The organism is Aeromonas sp. 2HA2, assembly GCF_029237345.1.
In the GTDB taxonomy this organism is placed as follows: domain Bacteria; phylum Pseudomonadota; class Gammaproteobacteria; order Enterobacterales; family Aeromonadaceae; genus Aeromonas; species Aeromonas salmonicida.
In genome coordinates this window covers 18456-43903 of sequence record NZ_JAACGB010000016.1, presented here as the reverse complement: position 1 = coordinate 43903, position 25448 = coordinate 18456, and the positions used below count along the sequence as shown (strand labels likewise).

General features: G+C 60.2%; 21 protein-coding genes. 5 read left to right on the top strand and 16 right to left on the bottom strand.

Translation table 11 applies throughout. The features are described 5' to 3' along the window. Positions 1-164: 164 nt before the first annotated feature. From GWQ29_RS18110 to GWQ29_RS18100, 3 genes are all read right to left on the bottom strand, one after another. Positions 165-1535 carry an L-serine ammonia-lyase gene (locus tag GWQ29_RS18110; protein ID WP_021139264.1) on the bottom strand — a complete coding sequence of 457 codons (1371 nt, stop codon included), beginning with the start codon at positions 1533-1535 and terminating at the stop codon, positions 165-167. A gap of 286 nt (positions 1536-1821) precedes the next feature. Beyond that, positions 1822-3204 (bottom strand): L-serine ammonia-lyase, encoded by a 1383-nt coding sequence (locus GWQ29_RS18105; RefSeq protein WP_275920003.1) that lies wholly within the window; start codon positions 3202-3204, stop codon positions 1822-1824. Between the two features lie 212 nt (positions 3205-3416). Continuing rightward, complete coding sequence (locus GWQ29_RS18100) at positions 3417-3701, bottom strand: pyrimidine/purine nucleoside phosphorylase (RefSeq protein ID WP_265462122.1); 285 nt, start codon at positions 3699-3701, stop codon at positions 3417-3419. Positions 3702-3970: 269 nt separating this feature from the next. Here GWQ29_RS18100 and GWQ29_RS18095 point away from each other — a divergent pair, with 269 nt between their 5' ends. After that, positions 3971-5209 (top strand): dicarboxylate/amino acid:cation symporter, encoded by a 1239-nt coding sequence (locus GWQ29_RS18095; protein ID WP_099993332.1) that lies wholly within the window; start codon positions 3971-3973, stop codon positions 5207-5209. A gap of 48 nt (positions 5210-5257) precedes the next feature. Here the strand turns inward: GWQ29_RS18095 and GWQ29_RS18090 are convergent, their stop codons facing one another. Next, positions 5258-5674, bottom strand: coding sequence for a MerR family DNA-binding transcriptional regulator (locus GWQ29_RS18090; protein ID WP_265421753.1), 417 nt, complete (start codon positions 5672-5674; stop codon positions 5258-5260). A gap of 132 nt (positions 5675-5806) precedes the next feature. Between GWQ29_RS18090 and GWQ29_RS18085 the strand changes: the two genes are divergently transcribed. Beyond that, positions 5807-6970, top strand: a complete 1164-nt coding sequence (locus GWQ29_RS18085) for an acetyl-CoA C-acyltransferase (protein ID WP_059167729.1) — start codon at positions 5807-5809, stop codon at positions 6968-6970. Here GWQ29_RS18085 and GWQ29_RS18080 read toward each other — a convergent pair. From GWQ29_RS18080 to GWQ29_RS18030, 11 genes are all read right to left on the bottom strand, one after another. Then, positions 6967-8190, bottom strand: coding sequence for an EAL domain-containing protein (locus tag GWQ29_RS18080; RefSeq protein WP_034524016.1), 1224 nt, complete (start codon positions 8188-8190; stop codon positions 6967-6969). The two genes, GWQ29_RS18085 and GWQ29_RS18080, sit on opposite strands and share 4 nt — an antisense overlap. A gap of 144 nt (positions 8191-8334) precedes the next feature. Continuing rightward, positions 8335-9591: an outer membrane protein transport protein gene (locus tag GWQ29_RS18075; RefSeq protein WP_275920002.1), complete on the bottom strand. Its 1257-nt coding sequence runs from the start codon at positions 9589-9591 to the stop codon at positions 8335-8337. A gap of 253 nt (positions 9592-9844) precedes the next feature. After that, positions 9845-11131 (bottom strand): outer membrane protein transport protein, encoded by a 1287-nt coding sequence (locus GWQ29_RS18070; protein WP_265462119.1) that lies wholly within the window; start codon positions 11129-11131, stop codon positions 9845-9847. Positions 11132-11539: 408 nt separating this feature from the next. Continuing rightward, entirely contained in the window at positions 11540-12283 is a 744-nt protein-coding gene (locus tag GWQ29_RS18065) for a DUF3379 domain-containing protein (protein WP_275920001.1), read from the bottom strand. Next, complete coding sequence (locus tag GWQ29_RS18060) at positions 12276-12866, bottom strand: sigma-70 family RNA polymerase sigma factor (RefSeq protein WP_275920000.1); 591 nt, start codon at positions 12864-12866, stop codon at positions 12276-12278. The genes GWQ29_RS18065 and GWQ29_RS18060 overlap by 8 nt, the downstream gene beginning before the upstream one ends. Positions 12867-12902: 36 nt before the next feature. Then, positions 12903-14411, bottom strand: a complete 1509-nt coding sequence (locus GWQ29_RS18055; protein WP_275920033.1) for a hypothetical protein — start codon at positions 14409-14411, stop codon at positions 12903-12905. A gap of 23 nt (positions 14412-14434) precedes the next feature. Then, on the bottom strand, positions 14435-15940 hold the full coding sequence (locus GWQ29_RS18050) for a tetratricopeptide repeat protein (protein ID WP_275919999.1): 1506 nt from the start codon (positions 15938-15940) through the stop codon (positions 14435-14437). Positions 15941-15964: 24 nt separating this feature from the next. Beyond that, positions 15965-16960: a VWA domain-containing protein gene (locus GWQ29_RS18045; protein WP_275919998.1), complete on the bottom strand. Its 996-nt coding sequence runs from the start codon at positions 16958-16960 to the stop codon at positions 15965-15967. Then, a complete protein-coding gene (locus GWQ29_RS18040) occupies positions 16957-17523 on the bottom strand; it encodes a DUF4381 domain-containing protein (protein WP_275919997.1) in 567 nt (188 codons plus the stop codon). Before GWQ29_RS18040 ends, GWQ29_RS18045 begins: the two co-directional genes overlap by 4 nt. Next, a complete protein-coding gene (locus GWQ29_RS18035; RefSeq protein ID WP_275920032.1) occupies positions 17508-18401 on the bottom strand; it encodes a DUF58 domain-containing protein in 894 nt (297 codons plus the stop codon). The genes GWQ29_RS18040 and GWQ29_RS18035 overlap by 16 nt, the downstream gene beginning before the upstream one ends. Before the next feature lie 13 nt (positions 18402-18414). Continuing rightward, the gene (locus GWQ29_RS18030) at positions 18415-19365 is read right to left on the bottom strand and encodes a MoxR family ATPase (protein WP_021140047.1); all 951 of its coding nucleotides are present in this window, start codon (positions 19363-19365) and stop codon (positions 18415-18417) included. A 182-nt stretch (positions 19366-19547) separates the two neighbouring features. Here GWQ29_RS18030 and fadI point away from each other — a divergent pair, with 182 nt between their 5' ends. Both fadI and fadJ read left to right on the top strand, forming a co-directional pair. Then, positions 19548-20858, top strand: coding sequence for an acetyl-CoA C-acyltransferase FadI (fadI, locus tag GWQ29_RS18025; protein ID WP_005311309.1), 1311 nt, complete (start codon positions 19548-19550; stop codon positions 20856-20858). Continuing rightward, complete coding sequence (gene fadJ, locus GWQ29_RS18020; protein ID WP_275919996.1) at positions 20858-23008, top strand: fatty acid oxidation complex subunit alpha FadJ; 2151 nt, start codon at positions 20858-20860, stop codon at positions 23006-23008. Before fadI ends, fadJ begins: the two co-directional genes overlap by 1 nt. Before the next feature lie 185 nt (positions 23009-23193). Here the strand turns inward: fadJ and GWQ29_RS18015 are convergent, their stop codons facing one another. Next, positions 23194-23772: an alkylphosphonate utilization protein gene (locus GWQ29_RS18015; protein ID WP_017412092.1), complete on the bottom strand. Its 579-nt coding sequence runs from the start codon at positions 23770-23772 to the stop codon at positions 23194-23196. A 254-nt stretch (positions 23773-24026) separates the two neighbouring features. Between GWQ29_RS18015 and GWQ29_RS18010 the strand changes: the two genes are divergently transcribed. Then, positions 24027-25256 (top strand): methyltransferase, encoded by a 1230-nt coding sequence (locus tag GWQ29_RS18010; RefSeq protein ID WP_275919995.1) that lies wholly within the window; start codon positions 24027-24029, stop codon positions 25254-25256. The last annotated feature ends 192 nt before the right edge of the window (positions 25257-25448 follow it).

Sequence of the window (25448 nt, the reverse complement as noted above, 5' to 3'; positions counted from 1 at the left end):
TCAGATCCTGGTACTTCTTCTGATTGGGCATTTCATACGATAAACAAGGGATGCGATTGCAGAGTGAATAAATCGCAGCGGTAATCCAGATGGCGGGCGTCTCCAAATAACAGGCAACAAAAAGGCGGGAATTCCCGCCTTTTTGTGTTTTTGGCAAACACTGCTTATTCGCAGGCAACCTGCATCACCTTGATGGCAAGGCCACCACGGGAGGTTTCACGGTACTTGGAGTCCATGTCCTTGCCGGTGATGTACATGGTCTCGATGACCTTGTCCAATGACACGCGCGGCTTGGAGGTGCGACGCAGGGCCATGCGGGAGGCGTTGACCGCTTTCATGGCGGCGATGGCGTTGCGCTCAATGCAGGGGACTTGCACCTGACCGGCCACAGGATCACAGGTCAGACCCAGGTTGTGCTCCATGCCGATCTCGGCGGCTTCACACACCTGTTCCGGGCTGCCACCCATCAGTTCGGTCAGACCGGCGGCGGCCATGGAGCAGGAGACACCCACTTCACCCTGGCAGCCCACTTCGGCGCCGGAGATGGAGGCGTTCATCTTGTAGAGCATGCCAACGGCGGCGGAGGCCAGATAGAAGCGTGTGTATTCGTCACGGCCGACCGGCTGGATGAACTTGTCGTAGTAGGCCAGCACGGCCGGTATGATGCCCGCGGCGCCGTTGGTCGGCGCGGTCACCACGCGGCCACCGGCAGCGTTCTCTTCACTCACCGCTAGGGCAAACATGTTGACCCAGTCGACGATGCTCATCGGATCGTTGGAGAGATGTTCATTGGTGGTCAGCTGACGGTAGAGCGGGGCGGCACGACGGGGTACGCGCAGCGGGCCGGCCAGGATCCCTTCGGTACGGCAGCCGCGTTCGATCCCCTCCCGCATGGTGGTCCAGATCTTGCCAAGTTTCTTGTAGATCTCTTCCGGGGTGTTGAAGCACTTCTCGTTTTCCAGCATCAGGGCGGAGATGGAGAGACCGGTCTGGCTGCAGTGGGCGAGCAGCTCTGCCGCACTCTTGAACGGATAGCTCACCGACATGTCGCCGCTGTCGGCCTTGCCGAAGTTCTCTTCGTCGACGATGAAACCGCCACCGATGGAGTAATAGGTCTTGCTGTAGGTAGCCTCATCTTCGATGAAGGCGGTCAGCTTCATGCCGTTTTCGTGCAGCGGCAGCGCCTCGTCATGGAACACCATGGCGCCCTGCGGGAAGCTGACGGTGTGGCAGTGCAGGCCGATCGGCAGGCGGCCGGTCTGCTCGACACGGGAGATGAATTCGGGGATGCCGTCGATGTCGACGTTCTCGGGCAGGTTGCCCGCCAGACCCATGATGATAGCGGTATCGGTGTGATGACCTTTGCCGGTCCAGGAGAGCGAGCCATAGACATCGACCTGGATCCGGGTGATGTCACGGATCTTGCCGCCAGCACGCAGTTCATCCACGAACTGTTTGGCAGCTTTCATCGGGCCGACAGTGTGGGAAGAGGAGGGGCCAACACCGATTTTGAAGATATCAAAAACGCTGATCATGTAACAATTACCTCAGGATAGAAGGGGGCGCCATGCCCACTCGCAGAAACGGGGTGATCCATGGGACGAGGGCGTCGTCGCCGAGGTCAATGAACCAGATAACCCTAGTGTAACGATTCAAAGCCTAAAAAAAGTTGAAATAGATCTATTTTTGTTGAATCAGAGGGGCGAGTATAAAATTTATTTTGATGCTTATCCATTTTGTTAAGCACTTGGCAAACGTTTTGCAAAAAAATACCCGGCCAGGCCGGGTATTGCGGGAAAAAGTGGAGTCAATTGGCTGTTTTTAACATTCTGTAATGTTAACCGCCAGGCCGCCGCGGGCTGTCTCCTTGTACTTGGTCTTCATGTCGTTGCCGGTTTCCCACATGGTTTTGATCACCTTGTCCAGTGACACCTTGTGTTCACCTGTGCCACGCAGGGCGAGGCGGGCGGCATTGATGGCCTTGACTGCACCCATGGCGTTGCGTTCTATGCAGGGCACCTGCACCAGCCCTCCCACCGGATCGCAGGTGAGGCCCAGATTGTGTTCCATACCTATCTCGGCGGCGTTTTCGACGATGGCGGGGCTGCCGCCCAGGATCTCGGTCAGGGCGCCAGCCGCCATGGAGCAGGCGACGCCCACTTCTCCCTGACAGCCCACTTCGGCTCCCGACAGCGAGGCGTTTTTCTTGTACAGGATGCCGATGGCCGCCGCGGTGAGGAAGTAGCTCAGCAGAAGCTCGTCATCCACCTTGCGCACGAAGCGGTCATAGTAATGCAGCACGGCCGGAATGATGCCTGCGGCGCCGTTGGTAGGGGCTGTGACCACACGGCCACCGGCAGCGTTCTCCTCGTTGACGGCCAGCGCAAACAAGTCCACCCACTCGATCACCATCAGGGGATCCTTGTTGAAGTTGGTCTCGCAGTTGAGCTGGCGATGGAGGGCCGGGGCCCGGCGCTTCACTTTGAGGCCGCCCGGCAATACCCCTTCGCTGCGACAGCCGCGTTCGACACAGGCCTGCATTGCCTGCCAGATCTTGCGCAGACCGGCTTTGATTTCCTCTTCGCTACGAAATACCTTCTCGTTGGCCAGCATCAGACCCGAGATGGAGAGACCGCTCTCCTGGCAATGGGCCAGCAGCTGGGCGCCGCTCTCGAACGGGTAGGGGACGGGATGGGCTGCATCGAAGCGGGCCGCCTCTTCCTTGGCGTTGGCAAAATGGCTCTCCTCTATGATGAAGCCGCCGCCGATGGAGTAGTAGGTCTGTTCAAGCAGCAGAGCATTGCCTGCGAATGCGCGCAGCGTCATGCCGTTGGAGTGAGCGGCCAGGGTCTTGCGGCGATTGAAGATGATGGCTCCGACCCGGGCGAACTGGCTCGGCTGCTCACCCGCCAGCAGCAAGGACTGGCTGCGGTCCACTTCGCTCAGGAAGGCGGGAATGGCTTCGATATCCACCGATTCCGGTTCAAAGCCAGCCAACCCCAGAATGATGGCCTTGCCTGTGCCGTGACCCTTGCCGGTCTGGCCGAGAGATCCGTAGCACTCTACTTCCACCCGTTCTGTGCCGGGCAGCAGACCCTGCTGCTTGAGCGCGTTAACAAAGGCGTAAGCGGCCCGCATCGGCCCCACCGTATGGGAAGAAGAAGGGCCGATCCCGATGGAAAACAGGTCGAAGACACTGATCATGACACCACTCCGATTATGGGTTTCGTCTAAACATTGTAAATTTTTTGTAGTCGATGGAAAGCGGGGAAGCTGAGGCGTGTGATGGCGGCATACAAATGAGTGGCTGGCAGCGGGCAAAGAAGGTTGGAATGAGCGCACTGGCATCAAACAGAAGGAGCGAGACCCGGGCCCGCTCCTTTGCACTGTTCAGTCAATCATCTGCGTTCGGTCACTCAGTCGAGGAACTCGCACAGATAGGCGGTGGGGGTTTTCACTTCCAGCTTGAAAGAGGAGTGGCCGGCCACCTCGAAGTATTGGCCTTGACTGTAGGTGTGCCATTCGTCCTCATCGGCCAGCTGTATGGTGAGAGCACCCTTGACTACCGTCATTCGCTCGGGGGCGGCGGTATTGAACTGGTAGTCACCGGCTTCCATCACGCCAACGGTCGCTTTGTCACCTTTTTGCTCGAAACCGATGGATTTTACATTTCCGTCAAAATATTCGTTAACTTTCAGCATGTTTTCATCCCTGTATGCACGTTTGCCCAGCAAAAGTAGCACAATGTTTTGTCAGTTGTCATGAATAAAGCTGGAAAAATCGTCATGTTCCTTTTGAATCTTCACTTTGTCGCAAAGTTATCAATAAGTTCCGTTAACGATTTGTCGATTTAAAACAGCAGATAAATATGAGATAAAACGCGCGCTCAGGGGAATGAACAGGTGTTTTTCCCCTGTCTGGTTAATTGCACTGGGAAAGTGTGAATTTTTGCTAAATAAAGGAACATTCTGTGTTAACAAAAGGACTCATTAAGAACATTGGCTTCCAGGTTGTGGTTGCCATGGTGCTGGGCGCATTGGTGGGGGCGTTCATGGGTGAACAAGCCAGCATCTTTGCACCGCTTGGTACCCTCTTTATCCAGCTGATCAAGATGCTGGTGATCCCGCTGGTGGCAGTTGCCATCCTGTCGGGGGCCGCCAATCTGGGCGCCAGCCCGGCTGCGGGCAAGATAGGCGTCACCACCCTGGCTTTCTTCCTCGGCACGTCGGCACTGGCCGTGCTGCTGGCGCTGGTGATGGGGCAAGTCTTCAAACCCGGTGTCGGCGTCGAATTTGGCTCCATGGCCTCCATGTTCTCCGGCGACTACGCCGACAAGGGCGCCCTGCCGGATGCGGTATCTACCTTGCTTGGCATGATCCCGACCAACGTCTTCCAGTCATTGAACGAAGCCAACATACTGCAGATCCTGGTGTTCTGCATGTTCCTTGGCATCGCACTGGCCAAGCAGCCCCGTGAGCGAGCCAAACCGCTGATAGATGGGCTCAACACCCTGGTGGACGCTTTCGTCTGGATGATCAACAAGGTGATGCTGATTGCACCGCTCGGTGTGTTCGGCCTGATGGCCGAGGCCATTGGGACCTACGGCTTCGACGTACTGACTCTGGTGCTCAAGTTGTTCGTGGTCTATGTGGCTGCCATCCTGATCTTCGGGTTCGTGGTCTACCCGCTGCTGGTTGTGCTCTTCTCCAACACACCGGTGCGCAAGTACTTCTCCGCCATGAAGAAGCCGCAGATCGTGGCTTTCTCCACCGCCTCTTCCATGGCGACCCTGCCGGTGACGCTGCAGACCTGCGAAAAAGATCTAAAGGTGAGCAATGCCACCGCCTCTTTCGTACTGCCACTTGGCGCCACCATCAACATGAGTGGCAACGCCATCTATTACGGTCTGGTTGCCATCTTCTTTGCCCAGGTGTTCAACGTTGACCTCGGCGTGGGGGCCTGGGTGGCCATCATCCTTACCTCTACTCTGGGGGCGATTGGTCAGGCCGGTGTGCCGGGCCCGAGCTTCCTGGTGGTGGCCGTGTTGCTGGCTGCCGGTATCCCCATCGAGGGTCTGCCGCTGTTGTTCGCTCTGGATCGTCTGTTCGACATGATCCGTACCGCGCTGAACATCACAGGGGATGCGGCCTGCGCTGTCATCGTCGACCGTTACAGCCCGGATTACGACCCGGATCGCTGGTCAAAATAACAGCTACACAGACGAGTCAATGACAAAGGGGCCTGCCGGCCCCTTTCTTTATGGTGTCTCACCCGTGTTTCGCTGCAACTGGGCCAGCGCCTGCTGGCAGCGCTGCTCGGCTGCGTCGAGCTCCAGCAACACCATCTTGATGTCTTCCAGCTGCTGTTGCAGCGTTTCCCGCTTGTCGGCCACCAGTCCCAGCATGGTTTGCAGCTGGGTACGGCTGCTCTTGTCTGCATCATAGAGATCAAACAGATCCCGGATATCTGCCAGGCTGAAGCCCAGCCGCTTGCCGCGCAGGGTCAGTTTGAGGCGCACCCTGTCCTGCTTGCTGTAAATCCGTGTCTGTCCCTGGCGGGCAGGATTCAACAGTCCCTGATCTTCATAAAAACGAATACTTCGGGTCGTAACATCAAATTCACGGGCCAGTTCACTGATGCTGTAGGTCCGCGAGTCATCCTTGTTTCGGTTCATGGCGCTATCTTGACTGTCATTTTGTTGTCAATGCAGGCTGGCACCTTACCCAAACGTCAACTGCCCCGCAAGTCTTGTTCCAACAGCGGGAGCAGCATATGTTATGTCCATGTAACAAGGAGAGTGCAATTGATGGATATTGTGATTGTTGCGGCCAAGCGTACCCCCATGGGGGCCTTCCAGGGAGCCTTGGCCAACCTGACGGCCCCCGAGCTCGGCGCTTGCGCCATTGCTGCCGCCATGGCACAAGCCGGGCTCAAGGGGGAGCAGATCGATGAAGCCTACATGGGCAATGTGCTCAGTGCCGGGGTGGGGCAGGCGCCCGCCCGTCAGGCTGTGTTGAAGGCAGGTTTGCCGGAGAGTGTGCCATGCACCACTGTCAACAAGGTGTGTGGTTCCGGCATGAAGGCGGTGATGCTGGCGGCAGACAGCTTGCGTCTGGGTGACACCGACATAGTGATCGCCGGCGGCATGGAGAGCATGAGCCGGGCGCCTTACCTGCTCGACAAGGCGCGCAGCGGTTTTCGCATGGGGCATCAGAGCGTGCTGGATCACATGTTCCTCGACGGCTTGCAGGATGCTTACGAAGGCCAGTTGATGGGGCATTATGCCCAATTGAGTGCGGATCGCGCCGGTCTGGCTCGCTCCGACATGGACGCTTTTGCCATTGCTTCCCTGACGCGTGCGCTGGCGGCCCAGCAGAGCGGTGCTTTCAAGGCCGAGCTGGCCCAGGTTACTGTCGGTGACACCCTGCTGCTCGCCGAGGATGAGCAGCCTGCCAAGGCCAGGCCCGACAAGATCCCCCATCTGAAACCGGCATTCAGCAAGCAGGGCACCATAACGGCGGCCAATGCCAGCTCCATCTCGGACGGAGCGGCGGCGCTCATCCTGATGCGAGCCGAGACGGCGGCGCAGCTGGGCCTGCCCGTGCTGGCCCATCTGGTGGGTTATCAAAGTCATGCCGCTGCGCCCGCCGAGTTTACCAATGCGCCCATCGGCGCCATCAATGCCTTGCTATCCAAGATCGACTGGCGGGCGGAAGAGGTCGATCTATTCGAGATCAATGAGGCGTTTGCCATGGTCAGCATGCTGGCCATGGCGGGTTGCAACCTGCCTCATGACAAGGTGAACGTGAACGGCGGGGCCTGCGCACTGGGGCATCCACTGGGGGCGAGTGGTGCCCGTATTCTGGTTACGCTCATTCATGCGCTGCATGCGCGCAGTCTGAAACGGGGTGTGGCAAGCCTGTGTATCGGTGGAGGGGAGGCGACTGCCGTCGCCATCGAGTTGAGCTAATCTGTTTCCGCCATGGCCTGGAATTGCTGATTGACCCAGGCGGTGGCGGCCAGATAGAGCTGGCTGACCTTCTCTTCATTGAGCCCGAGTCGGGCCGTTCTGGCGGTAATGCGCTGCCAGTTCGCACTCTCATAATCTTCACAAAACGAGAGATAGAAACCCAGGTTGCCCTTGCGTTCCAGCAGGGCGACCCGGATCTCCTCGATCAGGGGGATAGTGCCGAGCAGCCTGTCCATCGGCTGCTCCATCAAGACATCCAGCAAAGAGAACAGACCCGTGATAAAGGCTTGCTGCGCCTCCTGGGTGGGGGCATGGGTGTGCGCCAGCAGCTCGCAAAAGCGGGCCCGGATCATGGACATCTGATAGAGCTCGGCACTCTTGCCATGGCCCGCGCTGGTGGCGGCGACCAGGGTCACGAAGCGCTTGAGCTGGGTGTGACCCAGATAAACGGCCGCCTGGCGAAACGAGGAGATGGGGTTGGCGTGGCTCTTCAGGTGATTGACGTAACGCAACAGCTTGAGGGATAGCGAGATATCCTGACTCAGCAGCTGTTCGATACGATTGAGATCCGGCTCCTCCTGGTTGACTACATTGAGCAGTTGCATCACCACCACCTGGGCGGGCTGCATTGTGGTCTGCCTCACCATTTCGGGACGGCTGAAGAAGAACCCCTGGAACAGATCGATACCGAGCCGCTTCACCCGTTCAAACTCCGCCTTGTCTTCGACTTTCTCCGCCAGATAAGTGAGCTTGAGATGCTGGTGTTGCTGGATGAACACCTTGATCCGCAACAGCGAGGTGGCGCGCAGATCGAACTTGATGATGTGAATATAGGGCAGGAAGCGCTCCCATTCGTCCGACATGGTGAAGTCGTCCAGCGCCAGCTGATAACCAAGCTCATGCAACTGCTGCACTTTGGCCAGCAAAGCATCGTCAGGATCTGCATCTTCCAGGATTTCGATGACGACCTTCTCTTGTGGCAGACATTCCGCCAGCCCTTCGAGCAGAAGGGAGTGGGGAAAGTTGATAAAGCAGGGCCGCCCGCCAAGCAACTGATCGATGTTCTGTTGCAAAAACTGCTCGACCACCAGTCTGGCCGTGGCCTGCTGTGAGGAGATCACCGGAAACACATTATCCAGACTGTCGCGAAACAGCAGCTCATAGGCATAGGTGTTCAATTCCCGATCCAGAATGGGCTGCCTTGCTACGTATGAATACATGCATCTCTCCAGCGTGAGTACTGGATTGATTTTATTGTGAAGATGAGCACTATGCCAGCGCGGCGGGACCGGAAACAGTCAATAACTGGCATAGTGCTTGAATGGAAGGGCCGGGGTTGGAAGAGCCGGGTTAGAAGAGCGGGGTTAGAAGAGATAGTTCAGCTGCAGGCCAGCCAGCCAGGCATCCCCTTCCGAGGTGCCCTGGAAGGTAGAGGTGGTTTGCGGGATCCCGGGCTTGAGCTCCATGGTCTCGGATACATCCACTTTCTTGCCGTCGATCAGCGTCAGGCCCAGATCCAGCGAGAGGTTGCGATCAAACTGATAGCCCACACCGGCGCTGTACCAGACCCGGTCCGAGTCAGGGATGGAGATGGTGCGGCGATCGGCCGGGACCGGGCTGCGATCGTAGGCAATACCTGAGCGCAGTTGCCATTGTGGTGCCAGCTGATAGGTCAGGCCCAGCGCATAGCGCCAGCTGTCTTCCCAGTGCTCATCCTTGATGTGCATGATGCCGTGATTGTCGAGCTCGGATTCGAGCTGCACGAATTTACTCCAGTTGGTCCAGTTGATGCTTGAGTGCAGCGCCAGGGTCGGGGTCAACTGATGGAACAGAGCCAGCTCGGCCGTGGCGGGCAGGGGCAGATCCAGGCTGCCGGTGTCGGTAAACGCCTGACCATTTTGCTCGATGCCGATGGCATCGCCGGAGAGTGTCAGGGTCACATCATGCCGGTAAGAGAGACCAAGGCGGGTTGTTTCTGACAGCTCCAGCAAAGTGCCAAGGTGCCAGCCCATGGCCCAGCCATCCCCTTTCAGGTGTTTGGCTATCTTGTTGTTGGAAGGGAAGGTGCCACCCACTTCTCCCTCACCCTGAATGGCGGAAAGGCCGCCGCCGACAGACCACATCTGATTGATGCGATAGGCCAGCGAAGCACTCAAATCCAGGGTCTTGATGTCCGAGATATTGCCGAAGTGACCGGCATTGTAATTATCCGGCATCTCGACGCCGAGGCCGTAGTAGGAGGTGGCTGCCAGCCCCAGTCGCCACTGCTCATTGAGCGGCACTATCAGATACGCGTTCGGGACCCAGGCATCGCCAGCAATATCGTGGGCTGCTGCATCCAGATTGACCGGACCCATGGCGGTAGGCACCCGGGTGGTCCCCTCTATGTTGACGTCGGGGCGGACATAGATGAAACCACCAGAGAAAGCCACTGTATCGAAACGAGTCATGGCGGCCGCATTGCGGGAGAGCACGCTGGCGTTGTCAGCGATGGCTGCCTCGCCTGCGAAGGCGCGGCCCATGCCGGTAGCGGATTGTTCGGCCAGCTGGAAACCTGCTCCCTGGGCCTGGCTTGACAGTACCAGCAGGGCGACAAGAGATGGCTTCATAAAGGAGTGCATTGCGTTGTCCTTGAAAATGAACGCTGGGTTCAATCGGTCTTATGGTCGGGTGCAGGATTTTATATGGTATGACCAGTAAGGCAACGGGCTCAGCCCTGTAGGGTGTAAAACAAGATTAAATGCTGAGAAGTAGGGGGCTAACGGCTTGATAAAAAAGGAAATGTGAACAGGTGTTTGCTACAGCTGTACGCTGAAAACAGGATGTTGAATAAAAAAAGAGCGCCCGTAGGCGCTCTTTTAGTTCTGCAGATAATCAGAATTTCATGTTGAACTGAGCGGAGGCCAGCAAAGCAGTACCGCTAGAAGTACCCTTCCAGCGTACCGGATCGGAGTGGCTGGTAAGGCCCTCGTTCACGTCCACTTTCTTGCCGTCCAGATAGGCCATGCCGAAATCGACACTCATGTCCTTGTCGATGTTGTAGGTGGCACCAGCGCTATACCAGACGCGGTCGGAGTCCGGAATGCTCAGGCTGCGATATTCAGCCTCGATCGCGGTCTTGTCATAGGCGAAACCGATACGGGCTTCCCAGGACGGATTGATGTACCAGGTTCCGCCCAGAGCGTAACGGGTGGAGTCCTTGAACTTCTCGTCTTTTTGCAGACAGACGCCGCCGGCGCAGGAGTTGCTGGTGGCCTTGAGCTCCTGGAAGGCGCTCCAGTCAGTCCAGTTGACGGAGTAGTGCACGGCGAACTGCTGATTCAGACGGTGGTAACCGGCGAACTCGGCCTGTGCCGGCAGATCCAGTTTCAGATTGCCATCAACGGTGTTGTAGCCTGAGCTCAGGCCCTTGAAGTCACCGTCAAAGCTCAAATCCACCTGGGAGCGATAGGTCAGAGCGAAACGATGATCCTCGTTTACCTCGTACATGGTACCGACGTTCCAACCAAAGCCCCAAGTGTCGCCTTTCAGGTGCGCTATGGCGGTGTCACTGTTGTGGACTATACCTGTCTTGGCAGTCAGGGCCGGGGCGAGGGCACCGGCATAACGGTTTAGCTCGGCCTTGGCGTAGACTGCGTTGATGCCAGCACCGACGCTGAAGTTTGAGTTGATGCGATAGGCGATATTCGGGTTGATGTTGAAGGTCAGCAGCTCGGTATCACCGGCACCTGCACCGGCAGCGAAGTTCTTGGAGTACTCGGTCGCCAGACCGTAGTTGGAGAACATGCCGATACCCCAGGCCCACTGATCGTTCAGTGGTTGGATAAAGTAGGTAGCAGGGACGAAGGCATCCGGTGCGATATCAGACTGGCTGGCGCTGGCCATTTTAGCGGGGCCTGCATAGATATCACCTTCAACATCCACATCCGGTTTGATGTAAGTACCGGAAACGGAGAGTGCCATCTTGTCAAAACGGGTCATGGCTGCCGGGTTGCGTGACAACACGGAGGCGTTGTCGGCAATGGCGGCTTCCCCTGCATACGCACGACCCAGACCGGAGGCCGAGTGTTCGTTCAGCTGGAACGCGGCAGCGAAGGTTTGGGTACTGGCCAGAGTAACGGCGGCCGCGATCAGGCTTTTTTTGAAAAAGGCAGTTGTCATAGTGTTCTCTCTTGTAGGCAGATTTTCTGTCAGCATCAGGGCTTTTTTGCCACCGTATACGACAAGATCTGTTGTTATTTCAGCTTCTTCCCATTCAATTCTGGCGTGATTCTATGGATCTGGTAGGAGGTAAGAAATCAGACCAGTGACAGCAGAATACATAAAAGTGTCTATTGTGTTAATCATTTGTTTTAACTTGGCGTTTAAACAGTCTCTTTTGCCAGTTATTGAGTGAAAATTGAACGTTGATGCTGATCTGCATCACAAAAATAATTTTGGCTATTTGTGGTGATTGGGCGCTAATGGGTGAGGATTGTGGCGTTAAAGGAGAAGAACGAGCAGACAACCGGATTGTCTGCTCGTATAACGGACACTATGCCGCCTGAGTCGGGATCGCGTTAAACCCGGTTAAATCGACCAGTGCAAACGGGACTCCAGTTCCTGCGCCACCGGGTTCAGTGACTCCTGCATATCCCCGATCAACACCATGTTGGCTCCCTTGAGCGGTACTATCTCTCCCTTGAGCTGGCCATCATCGAAGTTAGGCTCAAGGGTCAGTGGCACATGCTTGGGTACCAGAAACAGGGTGACAGGCCCCATCTTGCCTTGGATCACCATGTGCAGCGCCGGCCCCTGGTAGAAAGCACAGTGATTGACATAGGTTACTTTCATGCCGTCCATGCCCATCAGGGTGGCGCCATATTTTTCCATCTTGGCGTTGATGGTACGCAGGCTTACCTTCTCATCCACATCCTTGATGAAGGGCTCCTCCCCATAGACGTGAGCCATGGCGACCTGACCGAGGGAAAGCTCTCCCGGTGTTGTCAGTGGCCAGCTTAACCAGCGGGTACTCATGCCAAGCAGGAAGGCGACCGACGCGGCCATGGCCAGCATACGCCAGCTGGTGCGTGGGCGAGATGGCAGCGGGACAACCGTTTCTGGCTCTGCCTCCAGCGCCTGCCTGAGCAAAATACGTTCGGCCAACCCTGCCGGCACCTCGACTTCTATGGCCTGGTGCAGGTGGCGATCCAGCTGTTTCATCTCGTCCATGTGCTTGCGATTGGCAGGGGAAGCCTGCGCCGCCTCAAGAAACTCGGGAGTCTGTTCCAGTGGATGGGTGATGGCTCGACGGCGAAATTCCAGCTCATCCATGGGTATGTCCTCTTTGTTGTGTCTTTGACTCTATGGCCTCTTTGATCTGGTTGCGGGCCCGAAACAGGCGAGTCATGACGGTATTTTTGTTCAATCCCAGCTGCGTCGCTATCTCGTCGCCGCTGAATCCCCCCAGCACCTGCAGCAGCAAGGGTTCCTGATATTCGGCGGGCAGACGGGCGATATGGCGTCTAAGCCATTCGTGCTCCATCTCCTGCTCGCTGTGCAAGGCATCCGGATCGCTCTGGGGATGCTCGTCGAGATCGATGAGATCAAATTGCCTGCGCTCGAAACGACGGGCGTTCTCCCGCCGCAATATGGTGATGAGCCAGGCCTTGGCGGCTTTGTCATCGACCAGCGTATCAATGGCCTTCCAGGCGCGCAGGAAGGTCTCTTGCACCAGATCTTCCGCCACCTGGGGATCCCGGCACAGCCAGTAGGCGTAGCGGTAGATGTCCCCGTGCAGGGCATGCACCAGAGCCTCGTATTTGGTTTGTTTGTCTGCCATGCCTTCATAGACCGGAGCAGCCGTTGGATCCTTTCCGACCGTGGCACCTTTTTTTCTGAAAAAACCTAACGCCATCGCTGGGCTTCCTTTTAAATGGGGGATCCTGAGGGATCAGTGGCCTCGTCGTGCCAGCTGCCTGAGGCCATAGGCTATCGCAAATGTCTCGTACGCGCACAGCGGGCCGGCGAGCCCTTGCCAACAAGCCAGGTTGTCAGGTGACGTCCCATGGGCGGTGAAACAGGCCCGTTCCAGCGCGGCAAGTCTGGCTGCCAGGTGGGGATCCTGGCGACAGGGCAGGGCGGTGAGGTGGGCATGGCGCCGGTGCCAGCGCAGACCGGCCCACTTTAGCAGAGCCTGTCTGGCATGGTTTGCATCTGCGCGCTGCAGCGTTTGTTGCAAGCGGTAGAAGGCGTGCCAACGTGGCCACCCTTGCCAGAGTGCGCGCAGCAGCAGAGCCCAGATAACCCAGTAGAGGCTCTCATCACTGGGGCCAACAGGTCCGCGTTCTGCAGGCGTGGTCTCATCCATGTGCACCGATATGGCGGGTAGCCGAGCATGTTCGATGCGCCCGTTTTGAGTGTTGAACCAGGGCACTTCTATGGCTGGCAGCAGATAGTCGCCAGGCTCGGTGGCCGTGAGGGCCTGACGCCACTGGCGCTCGAAACGCAGCGCCCCTTTGGCCAGAAAACGCTCCTGTTGTTGCTCTCCGTCTGGTCTTGCCTGCATGCCAGCAGGCATATTCGCAGAGATCCCCGCCAGTTGGGACAAGGCTCGCGTGCCATCACCCCCTTCCATTGTCAGCGTCAGCGTGCGGATCACCGGCTCGCCGGCCCTGGCGCCCGAAGCGGGACTCAACTGCTGGTTCAGGGTCAGCTGGCTTGCCACGGGTTGCACCGGCGCCTTGTCAATCTTCACAAACAGGGTAGCGGCTCTGGCCGAGAGGGGGTCGCTGGTGCCGTTATCCTGCGGTAAACGGCCCTGAAAACGCGGCGAGGCCAGTGGGTGGAGCCCGGGGGCTCTGGCTTGCAACAGCCAGCTGCGGGTCAGCCGACCCGGCAATCCCGGTCCTGCTGGGGCTTGCCATTGATCATCCCCGAGTCGACGTATGGTAAAAGCGTCACTGTCGGGTTCGGTGAGATTGGGGGCCTCCATGTTGGCTGGCAGCCAGAGGCTGAGCTCATAGATGAAGGGCTGACCGGGATAGAGGGGCCCCTGATGCAGCACCCTGGCCTGCAATTCGATGGGTGAGAGGGCAGCCTGGCTGGGTGCGGGTACAAGAGTCCCGGTCTGGCTGCGTTGTGGCAACGGCACCTCAGGGGTCTGTTCCGATCCCAGCGACAGTGCGGGAACAATATGGGGACCGGCATCCAGGGTATGCAGCGGGATCTGCCAGCGGGTCAGGCTGTGGACTGGCGTTGTGACCCGGCTGATGGTCACCTTGCCCACCGCAAACTGGCGTAGCAGGGGGGTGATGATGAGCTCGTTGCTCTGACGCTCCCCGTCCGCTTCTATGATAAGCAACCAGTCGCGGCTGTCTGCACCCGGCAGCAGATCGGCCCGTGGCGGCGCTGCCAGCACTGGGTGTGCAAACAGCCAGAGCAGCAGCCAGCAAGGGAGCAAGAGGCGAAGAAGAGGCGCGCTCTTTACCAAGGCTCTTCTCCTTTGTACTCCTGGCCCCATTCTGTCTTGAGCAACTGACGGCGCTGAGCCTCTTTGCGCAGCCGCTGCTCCAGCAGCAACACTGGTGGCGAGGGAGGGAGCGGGCTGTCCGGCGAGGCCGCTTGCTCGGGAGCGTCTATGGGGTCGGGATCCTGCGCCTGTGGGGTCGCTTGCGGTGGCTGAGCCCGCAGCAGAGCAAGGTTGTAGCGTGCATCCTCGTGATTGGGCTCCTTCGCCAACGCAGCCAGATAGGCTTGCTCGGCAGCGACAAGGTTACCGAGTTGCACCAGTGCGTTGCCCCGGTTGTAGTGAGCAGTGGCACTGGTTGCACTCGCATAGGCGGCTGCGGCCTGGGCATAGTCGCCGGCTCTGTACCAGGCATTACCACGCCAGAGCGGATCCTTGAAGTCGCGTGCCGCAGCCAGATAGCGTCCCTGCTGATAGGCTTGCCAGGCCAGGTTCTCCTGCACGGATAAAGAGGCGGTGGGAGCGGCCTGCAAGGGCTGCGGGTTGAGGATCCCAAATCCTGCCCCCAGCAACAGCAGCCAGAGTGTGCCGACGCGGGCCAGGAGAGCCAGCGGCAGCAGGGGCAGCAACAACCAAGGGCCGAGATCCTGCGACTGATTGGCCGTCAATGTCTGGGTCATGGGGAGCGGTGCAAAGCGTGGCAGCCCCGCCTGCAACCACTGCAACTGGCCACCCAGCTCGCGGGCAAGCTGTTGCATGATCGTCACATCGGGTGCTGGCAGCTCGCGGCCGAGTGCTGCACCAAAGCCCTGCACCTCGCCGGAGGCGGGGGGCAACCGGCTGGCCTTGCCGCCGCTGGCGAGCAATATATCCAGGCGTGGCGCTGCACCTTCATGGCAAAACAGCTCGCCCTGGCAGGGCCAGAGTGCGCGGATCCGGTCAGCTTGTCTTGCCGAGAGGCCGTCGCTGATCAGCAGCAGTCGTGCACGCTGGCCAGGGGCTATCTGGCTGAGGGCCAGCGCCACGGCGCGCTCGGGGGCGCTCCCCTGCTTGGGCATGATGGCCGGCCGCAGGTCGGGCAACAGCAGCGCTATGGCCTGATGATCCCGGGTGGCAGGCATGGCGAGGTAGGCATCACCGGCAAACAGAATAAGGGCGACGGGGCGCCCCTCTTTGTTCGGGAGGGCCTCGGCCAGCATATCTTGCAGCAGCAGGCGCACCCGGGTTGCCCGGTCCGGTAGCAGATCGGTGGCCAGCATGGAGCGGGAGAGATCCAGCAACCAGATGTCGAGGGCGGGGGATGCAATGGACTGGCTCTGCTGGCGCAGGGCGGGGCCACTCAAAGCCAGTATGACGGGCAGACAGGTCAGCCAGAGCCAGGGACGGGGGCGATGGCGTCCCGGCAGCAGGTAGGCCTGCATGGCGGGAGCAATCAGAGGGGCCTGTTTGCGACGACGCCAGCCCTGCCACAACCAGGGCAACAGGGCCAGCAGCCAGAGCGGGCGTAGCAGTATCAGTTCCATGACGGCCATCCGGGGCCATGGCGATCAATCATGGGCGTCTCCCCGTTGCAGTTGGGGGCGCAAGCGCAGCAGGCGTGGCCAGTGCAGACGGTCAGGCCACATCAGCAACAGCCAGGCGAGTGCCAGGGGCCAGGGATAGAGCTCCCGGTTCGGCAGATAGCGGGTCCGGGCCGTGGCGGCAGGCTCCAGGGTATCCAGTGTCTGGTTGATGGCATCGAGATCGCCCTGGGTCCTGGCGCGGAAATAGCGGCCCTGACCCACCTTGGCCAGTTGTTGCAGCAGGGCCTCGTCCAGCTCTGCACTGGGGTCGCTCTGTGCCGGTTGCAGCGCGTCGACGAAGGTATCGGGGTCGGCACCCACCCCCAGGGTGTAGAGGGTCATGCCGCTGGCGGCAGCCCGCCGGGCCTCACTCAGGGGATCGGCGCTGCCCGCCGTGTTGCGGCCATCTGTGACCAGCAGCAGGGCGGTGGGGCGTTTGGGATCTGCATGCTGGCGAGCCAGCAGTATGGCTTCTCCCAGCGCAGTGGTGCGGCCAACCAGATCAAAATCGAGCTCACGGGTCAAGGTCAGCAGGGCCTTGGTCTCCTGGGTCAGGGGGGAGAGCAGGTAAGCGTGATCGGCGAACACAACAAGGGCGATGCGATCGCCGGGGCGCGTCTCGATCAGTCGGCTTATCTGCTGGCGCACCGCGCTGAGCCTGTCCCGCTGTTCCCCCTCATCCAGCATGTCCTGGGTGCGCATGCTGTCGGAAAGGTCTATCGCCAAAATGAGATCCCGGCTGCTCTGGTAAGTGACCAGGGGGGGTTCCTGCCATTGAGGACGGCACAGGGCCAGCACCAGGGCGCACCAGCACAGCGTCATCCGCCAGAGTGGCTGGCCGGCGTGGGGCCGCAGCAGGGGAAAGCCGTCGTGCAGCAGCAGGGTTCGGTTTTGTTTGTCAGCAGAGAGCGGCGGCAGGCCGAAGCGCACCAGCAATGGCAGCACCAACGCCAGCGCAAACCAGGGCCAGGCGAGGATCATGATGGCCTCCGGTCACGCAGGTGCCTGACACCTTGCTGCCAGCGGTTGAGCAAGACGGCCATCCCGGATGGTAGCCAGATGCAGGTGCGCCCCCAACTCAGGTAGGCGCAGCGCAGTGCCTTGAGTTGCCTGGCGTTTGGCGCCCCCTGGCCGTAGAGCCATTGGGGCCACTGGAGGGCAAATTCACTGAAGCGGCAGCCCCCTTTGCTGTCCAGAAACGCGAGCCAGACATCCCCTTGCAAGGTGCGCACCTCGGGCCAGCGGCGCAGGGCTGCCTCGCGCAGCACGGTTTGCAATCGGGGCACCAGATCCGGCGCCTCCCAGTCAATTTGTCGCTGCCAGCGGCGATAGAGTCCAAGGTTTTTCAGCGTCATGCCGACCAGCACGGCAATCAGAAGCGTGATCAGCAGCCCCCACCAGCCCTGAATACGGGGATCGGATGCTGCGACCAGCATGGGGCCCGGGTGTATGTCACGCAGTTGCGCCGCCAGAGGTGAGAGGGGCGGGATTGTGGCCACGGCAGTGGATGCGCTGGCGAGCAGCATGCTCAAAACAGACGACATGCACCCTCCTGCCACTGCTGTTGCAGCGACTGGCCGTTGTCGAGCCGGTAGAGGCGTTGTACCAGCGGCAGTAATTGCTGGTGGCACTGGTGGGCCAGACGTTCGGCAGCCAGCTGGTAGCGATGAGCAAAGCCAGGCTCAGTGGCATCGAGCCAGCCGTTCTGCCTGACTGCCTGCACGGCGAGCCGTCCCTGGCTTGGCAGGCTCGCCTCCAGCGGATCCCGGATCTGCCAGCAGTGGATGTCGTGGCGCCGCCCGAGCAGTTGCAACTGCTGGCTGAGCGGCTCATCGCAGGGTTGGTGGTCGGTGATCAGTGTCAATCTGGCGCCGTGAGGCAGGCTGAGTCGCGCCAGCGTCCGGGCCAGGGATTGCGATTGCAACGGCGTGCGATCCAGCCCCTCGTCATAGTGATGGCAAAGCGCTTCCAGCAAGGGCACCAGAGAGCCGCGCTGGGGATGGATATGAAGCTCGGCGCCGTGGCAGATCAGGGTGTTGGCCTGTTTCTCTCCCTGCCACAGCAGGGCCGCGGCCAGCTCACAGCCAAGCCGGGCCTTGAGTTGCATCCGTGAACCAAAGTACATGGCAGGGGAGAGATCAATCAGCAGCCAGTGGGCCTGATCTTGCTCCTCGCTGTAGAGTCGGGTGTAGGGGCGTCCCAGCCGGGCAGTGACCCGCCAGTCGATGTGGCGCACCTCATCCCCCGCCTGATAGGCGCGCAGCTCGCGAAAGGTGAGCCCCGGCATGCGGCCAAGTCTGCCCTGCTGGGCCGGTTGGACGCGAGCCCTCGGCCCCTGTCTCGCCCACAGCCTGATGGCCAGCAACTGGGCCAGGGTGAGGGCAATATCGGGGTGTGCGCGGGGCTCGTCCGGTCTGGTCATGGGCATGGGGTTGCTAGGGGCATGGTATCGCGTCCAGTAGCCGGGCGATCAGGGTGTCGTTATCAAGATTGTCGGCCAATGCCTGATAACTGGGAATGAGGCGGTGGCGCAGTATGGCGGGGGCCAATTGCTGTATGTCCTCCGGCAGCACGAAATCCCGTCCGGCGAGCCAGGCCTGGGCGCGGGCGGCGCGGGCCAGGCCTATGCTGGCCCTGGGACTGGCACCGACGGCAATGAAGGGTTCAAGCTCGGGGCACAGGCCGCTACCCGGGCGGGTGGCGCACACCAGTTGCACCAGATAGTGCTCGAGCCGCCCCTGCATCTGTACCTCTTGAACGCCGGTGCGGGCTGCCAGCAGATCGGCCTGACTCAGGGTCACTGGCGGGGGGGCTAGTTGCTCGCCCCGGGCGTTGAGCTGCAAGATGGCGAGCTCCATGGCGGGGCTCGGGTAATCCACCATCAATTTAAGCAAGAAGCGGTCGAGCTGGGCCTCCGGCAACGGATAGGTCCCCTCCTGTTCGATGGGGTTCTGGGTCGCTGCGACCATGAACAGCGGCGGCAGGCGCCAGCTCTTCTTGCCTACCGTTATCTGGTGCTCGGCCATCGCCTCCAGCAACGCGGATTGCACCTTGGCGGGAGCCCGGTTGATTTCATCGGCCAGCACCAGGTGATTGAACAGGGGGCCGGGCTGGAACACGAAGCTGGCATCTTGCGGGTGAAACACCTCGCTGCCGGTGAGATCGGCAGGCAGCAGATCGGGGGTAAACTGGATACGGGCGAAGCGCCCCTCCACCGCACTGGCCAGTGCCTTGACGGCGCGGGTTTTGGCAAGACCGGGCGCCCCCTCGATTAACACATGTCCTTCACATAGCAGGGCGATCAGTAGCCCCTCGATGAGGGCGCCCTGTCCCAGGATCTGGCTTGCCAGATAGTCTCTCAGTTGTCTGAACTCGGCAGCTGCCATGGGATGAACCCGTTGTTTTTATGGACGTTGTTCTTTTTATACTCCAGTTGTTCCAAGAGGGCGAGGGAGGGGGCCAAGATGACGGCAATTTAGTTTCAATCAGCCGTATGAAATTTGTGAGTGGATTGTTAAGATGTGGCCCAATGAGGTCAGACCTCTGCCTTTTAACCCAAGGAGCCAGGATGAAACAGCCATTGAAACTGACGACTCGCCAGGGCGAACGGATTGCCGTCGTGGCGGGTCTGCGTACCCCTTTTGCCAAACAGGCCACCGCCTTTCACGGCGTGCCTGCGGTGGATCTTGGCAAGCTGGTGGTGAGTGAACTGCTCGCCCGTACCAGCCTCGATCCCAAGCTTATCGACCAGCTGGTGTTCGGCCAGGTGGTGCAGATGCCGGAAGCGCCCAACATAGCCCGCGAAATCGTGCTCGGTACCGGCATGAGCGTCACCACGGATGCCTATAGCGTGTCCCGTGCCTGCGCCACCAGTTTCCAGGCGGTGGCCAACGTCACTGAATCCATCATGGCCGGCACGGTCGACATCGCCATTGCCGGTGGTGCCGACTCCTCTTCCGTGTTGCCCATCGGGGTCAGCAAGAAGCTGGCCCGCGCCCTGGTGGATCTCAACAAGGCGCGCAATCTGCAGCAGCGCTTCAATATTCTGCGTGCACTGCGACTCAAGGACCTGATGCCGGTTCCCCCTGCCGTGGCTGAATACTCCACCGGCCTCTCCATGGGACAGACCGCCGAGCAGATGGCCAAGAGCCACCAGATCAGCCGCGAGGCGCAAGATGCGCTGGCCCATCGCTCCCACACCCTGGCGGCGCAAGCCTGGGCCGATGGCAAGCTGAGCGGCGAGGTGTTCACCGCCCACGTGCCCCCCTACAAGTCGCCGCTGGAGCGGGACAACAACATCCGCGAGAGCTCGGATTTGGCGAGCTACGCCAAGCTCAAACCCGTGTTTGACCGGGTCCATGGCACAGTCACTGCCGCCAACGCCACCCCGCTGACCGACGGTGCCGCCGCCGTGCTGTTGATGCGGGAAGGGCGAGCAAAAGAGCTGGGGCTGGAGCCGCTCGGCTATATTCGCAGCTTCGCGTTTTCCGCCATCGACGTATGGCAAGACATGCTGATGGGCCCCTCCTATGCGACGCCGTTGGCGCTGGAGCGCGCTGGTATCACACTCGCGGACCTGACCCTGATCGACATGCACGAAGCCTTTGCCGCCCAGACCCTGGCCAACCTCAAGATGTTTGCGAGCGCCGAGTTTGCCCGTGACAAGTTGGGGCGCAGCCAAGCCATCGGTGAAGTGGACATGGACAAGTTCAACGTCCTCGGCGGCTCCCTGGCCTATGGTCATCCTTTTGCCGCGACCGGTGCGCGCATGATTACCCAAACGCTTCATGAGTTGCGTCGTCGGGGTGGGGGATTGGGGCTCAATACCGCCTGTGCGGCGGGCGGGCTCGGTGTGGCCATGGTGTTGGAGGTGGAATGATGAGTGCGAAGACTTTTTCCCTGACGGTACGTCAGGATGGCATCGGTATTCTCACCATGGACGTACCGGGCGAGAGCATGAATACCCTGAAGGCCGCCTTCGTGGACGAGATCCGTGCCGTGCTGGCCGAGGTGAAAAATAACAGCGAGCTGATCGGGCTGGTGGTGGTCTCCGGCAAGAAGGACTCCTTCATCGCAGGTGCCGACATCAGCATGCTGGCGGCCTGTACCAGTGCCGAAGATGCCCAGACCCTCTCTCGCGAAGGGCAGATCATCTTCGCCGAGCTCGAGTCGCTGGCGATTCCGGTGATCGCCGCCATTCACGGCCCCTGCCTCGGTGGCGGGCTGGAGCTGGCACTGGCCTGCCATGGCCGTGTGGTGACCGACCACGGCAAAACCGTGCTGGGATTGCCGGAAGTACAGCTCGGCCTGCTGCCGGGCTCTGGCGGGACCCAGCGTTTGCCGCGCCTCATCGGCGTGGCCAAGGCGCTGGATCTGATGCTGACCGGCAAGCAGGTGCGGGCCAAACAGGCCAGGAAACTGGGGCTGGTGGATGATGTGGTGCCGCCTTCTATCCTGCTGGAGGCTGCCATCAAGTTGGCCAAGCAGGGCAAGCCCCGCCATCAGTTGAAACGGGATCTGCAGGGCAAGGTGCTGGAGACCAATACGCTGGGTCGCAAGGTGCTGTTCGATCAGGCACGCAAAGGCGTCATGAGCAAAACCCGCGGCAACTATCCGGCGCCGGAGCGGATCCTGGAGGTGGTGCGCATCGGCGTGGAAGAGGGGATGCAGGCTGGTCTGGCCGCTGAATCCCGCCACTTTGGCGAGCTGGTGATGACGGCAGAATCCGCTGCCCTGCGCTCCCTCTTCTTTGCCACTACCGAGATGAAGAAAGAGGTCACCTATCAGGGTGCCGGGCCACGTAAGGTCACCCATGCCGCCGTGCTGGGCGGGGGCCTGATGGGGGGCGGTATCGCCTTCGTCACCGCCACCAAGGCGGGGGTGCCGGTGCGGATCAAGGATGTGGCGAGCGCCGGCATTGGCAATGCCATGCGCTATAGCTACGACATTCTGGCCAAGAAGCTAAAGCGCCGTCACATTCTGCGCAGCGAGCTGGAAAAACAGATGAGCCTGCTCTCCGGCACCCTGGATTACTCCGGGTTCCATCGGGTAGACATGGTGGTGGAGGCGGTGTTTGAAGATCTCGCCCTCAAACACCAGATGGTGAAGGAGGTGGAGCGCGAATGCGGTGAACACACTGTGTTTGCCTCCAACACCTCCTCCCTGCCCATCCATCAGATAGCGGCAGAAGCGGCGCACCCAGAGCGGATCGTGGGGCTGCACTATTTCAGTCCGGTGGACAAAATGCCGCTGGCCGAGATCATCCCCCACGCCGGCACCAGCGCCGAGACGGTGGCCACCACGCTGGCGTTTGCCCGTGCCCAGGGCAAGACCCCAATTGTGGTGAAAGACGAGGCCGGTTTCTACGTCAACCGCATCCTGGCGCCCTACATGAACGAGGCGGCCCGCCTTGTGCTGGAAGGGGAGCCGGTGGAGGTACTGGACAGTGCCCTGCTGGACTTCGGCTTCCCGGTCGGCCCCATTACCCTGCTCGATGAGGTGGGGATAGACGTGGGGGCCAAGATCTCCCCCATCCTCGAGAAAGAGCTGGGTGGCGAGCAGTTCCAGGCACCCAAGGCATTCGACAAGCTGCTGCAAGACGATCGCAAGGGGCGCAAGAACGGCAAGGGTTTCTACCTCTATGGCAAGGCTGCACCACGCAATCGGCTCACCGGCAAAGAGGGCAAGAAAAAGGTCGATGAGAGCGTTTACGCCGTGCTCGGGGTCAAGCCTGCGCCCAAGCAATCCAGGATGGAAATTGCCGAGCGCTGCGTGCTGATGATGCTCAATGAAGCAGCCATGGCGCTGGACAGCGGTGTGGTAGCCTCGGCGCGAGATGGCGACATTGGTGCCATCTTTGGCATCGGCTTCCCACCCTTCCTCGGTGGCCCGTTCCGTTACATGGACACCCTCGGCATCGACCATCTGGTGGAGCGTCTCGAGCACTACCAGAAACGCTATGGCGACCGATTTGCCCCCTGCGATCGCCTCAAGGCAATGGCTGCGGAGCAGCAGCGTTTCTACGGGTAACGCTTGTCGGAAACCTGATCCATGCTCTGCCTAATGGCCCGAGCAGGATGAAAGTGGTGGCCGGTTGCCTCGGATAACAAAAGACCCCCCTCAATGACATGAGGGGGGTCTTTTTGTATTGCTATCCCGCTAGGGGGGCTTGCACGGGATGTGGCTGCGATCGGCTAGATCCTCAAGCCGAGGAGTCAGGCCTTTTTCAGGTAGGCGGCGACCAGCACTATCTGTACGCCGTTGACCTTGCCTTCGATGTGCAGCGGGTTGTTGGTCAGGCGGATGCCCTTGACCAGGGTGCCGCGCTTGGCGGTGAATCCGCCGCCCTTGACGTCCAGATCCTTGATCAAGGTGACCGAGTCCCCTTCGACCAGCACGGCGCCGTTGGAATCCAGGGTCGGTACGCTGTCGTCATCGTCGCCAGCCTGGCCGGCTTCGGCCCAGGCCTTGGTCTCGTCTTCCATATACATCATGTCCAGCATGTCCTGCGCCCACACTTCGCCCTGTCCGGACAGGGCTTTCAGCTGACGCCACGCCATGACCTGCACGGCAGGAACCTGGCTCCACATGCTGTCGCCCAGGCAACGCCAGTGATTGACCACTGTGGTGTCCGGCTGTTCCAGCTGGCCACGGCAGGTGTCACACAGGGCAAGGCTGTGATCATCATCGCTGGCCGGTGAGTGGGGCACAGCGAAGGCAGTCAGTGCCTGTTCGGCGCCGCACAGTTCACACTTGGCGCCTGCGCGCGCTTGCAGGATGGCATTGATGGTCATGTTTTGGTTCCATTCATGTTGGTAAAATGGCCCGCCTTGAGCGAACCAGGGTAAAGAGGGGGCGGAATATAGCATAAAACCCCTCTCTTTGTCAGGCCAACGCCCAGGCTCCGGGTTGTTTGCCTGGTTGACGCCTGTGCTTATAGTCGCCTGCCGGGGCAAGGCCTGGGTTAATGACCGCCGGTCAGGCCCAAGCCCGGTCTCATGGCGGCCGATCCGCATTGGCGAGTGCTTTTTGGGAAGGGATCGCTAAAATGAGCCTCTTTTTTGACTGCAAGGCAGGGGCAAGCGTGCTGGCTCAACGTTTTCAACAACTGGATAGATTGCTGACCGAGACTCGGCGCTGGTGGCAATACCAACCCTATCATCACCTGAACCTGGCTTTTGCCGACGAGGCTCCCGCGCTGGCCGCACAGCTCAACGCCATGCCCCTCGAGCAGATCAATCGGCTCGATGGTGACATGGGGGCCCTGTGCGACCTGCTCGCCCCCTGGATCCCGGCGGGGGAGACGCTACACGCCTTGAGTGAACTTGCGCTATTTACCCCGGAGCCCATCCAGTGCGCCAAGGAGATGGCGCTGCACATGCCGGGGCGCAAGCAGGCGCAGATAGAAGCCTTTACTGGCTGCCTGCCACCCCATCAAGGCCCCTATCTGGAGTGGTGCGCAGGCAAGGGCCATCTGGGGCGGCTGGTCTCCCTGCATCGCCGGGCAGAGATCCTGAGCCTGGAGCTGCAAGGCCCGCTTTGTGAAGAGGGCCGTCGACTGGCGTCCCGCGACGGAGCTCGCATGCATTTCGTGCAGGCGGATGCCTTTGCGGCCGATGCCGGCCAGTTGCTCGTCACGGATCACCACGCCATGGCGCTGCACGCCTGTGGCGAGCTGCACACCCATTTGTTGACGCTGGTGGCAGAACGTGGTGCCCAGGGGGTGACCATCTCCCCTTGTTGCTATCACTTGATCCGCGGCACCCACTATCGCCCCTTGTCTGCTGCTGCCAAGGCCAGCGCGCTTGCGCTTGCCAAGGCGGATCTGCGGCTGCCGCTGCAGGAAACAGTCACGGCCGGCGCGCGCATCTCCCGCCTGCGCGAGCTGGAGGTGGTGTGGCGGCTCGGCTTTGACTGCCTGCAGCGTCAGGTGCGCGGGGTGAACGAATACCTGCCGGTGCCCAATATGCAAAAAAGCCTGCTCACCGGCAGCTTCGAGGCGTTTTGTGAATGGGCGGCCGAGCGCAAGGGGATAGCCCTGCCTGCGGGGATGGATCTTGCTGCTTTTCTGGCGCAGGGGGAGGCGCGTTATGGCGATGTCGCCCGCATGGAGCTGGTGCGCCATCTGTTTCGTCGTCCGCTCGAGATCTGGTTGGTGCTCGATCGGGCGCTCTTCCTGCAAGAGCATGGCTACCGGGTGGAAGTGGGCGAGTTTTGCGACAAGCCCATGACGCCGCGCAATGTTTTGATCCGTGCCGTGCGATCCTCGCTCGCATGAACCTGTGAGTGGTCTGCCCCGGATTACCCTGCTGCCAGCGGGGCAATCCGGGGATCATCAGACAAGTCATTGTCATGACCAATGGCCAGGATAAGAGGCTTAGGTCGGGCGATTATCATGCTGCTCTTGTCTTTCTCTATTCTGTTTCGACATACCAGTGGTATGCCCACGTATCAGGCCGACATTCAGTCT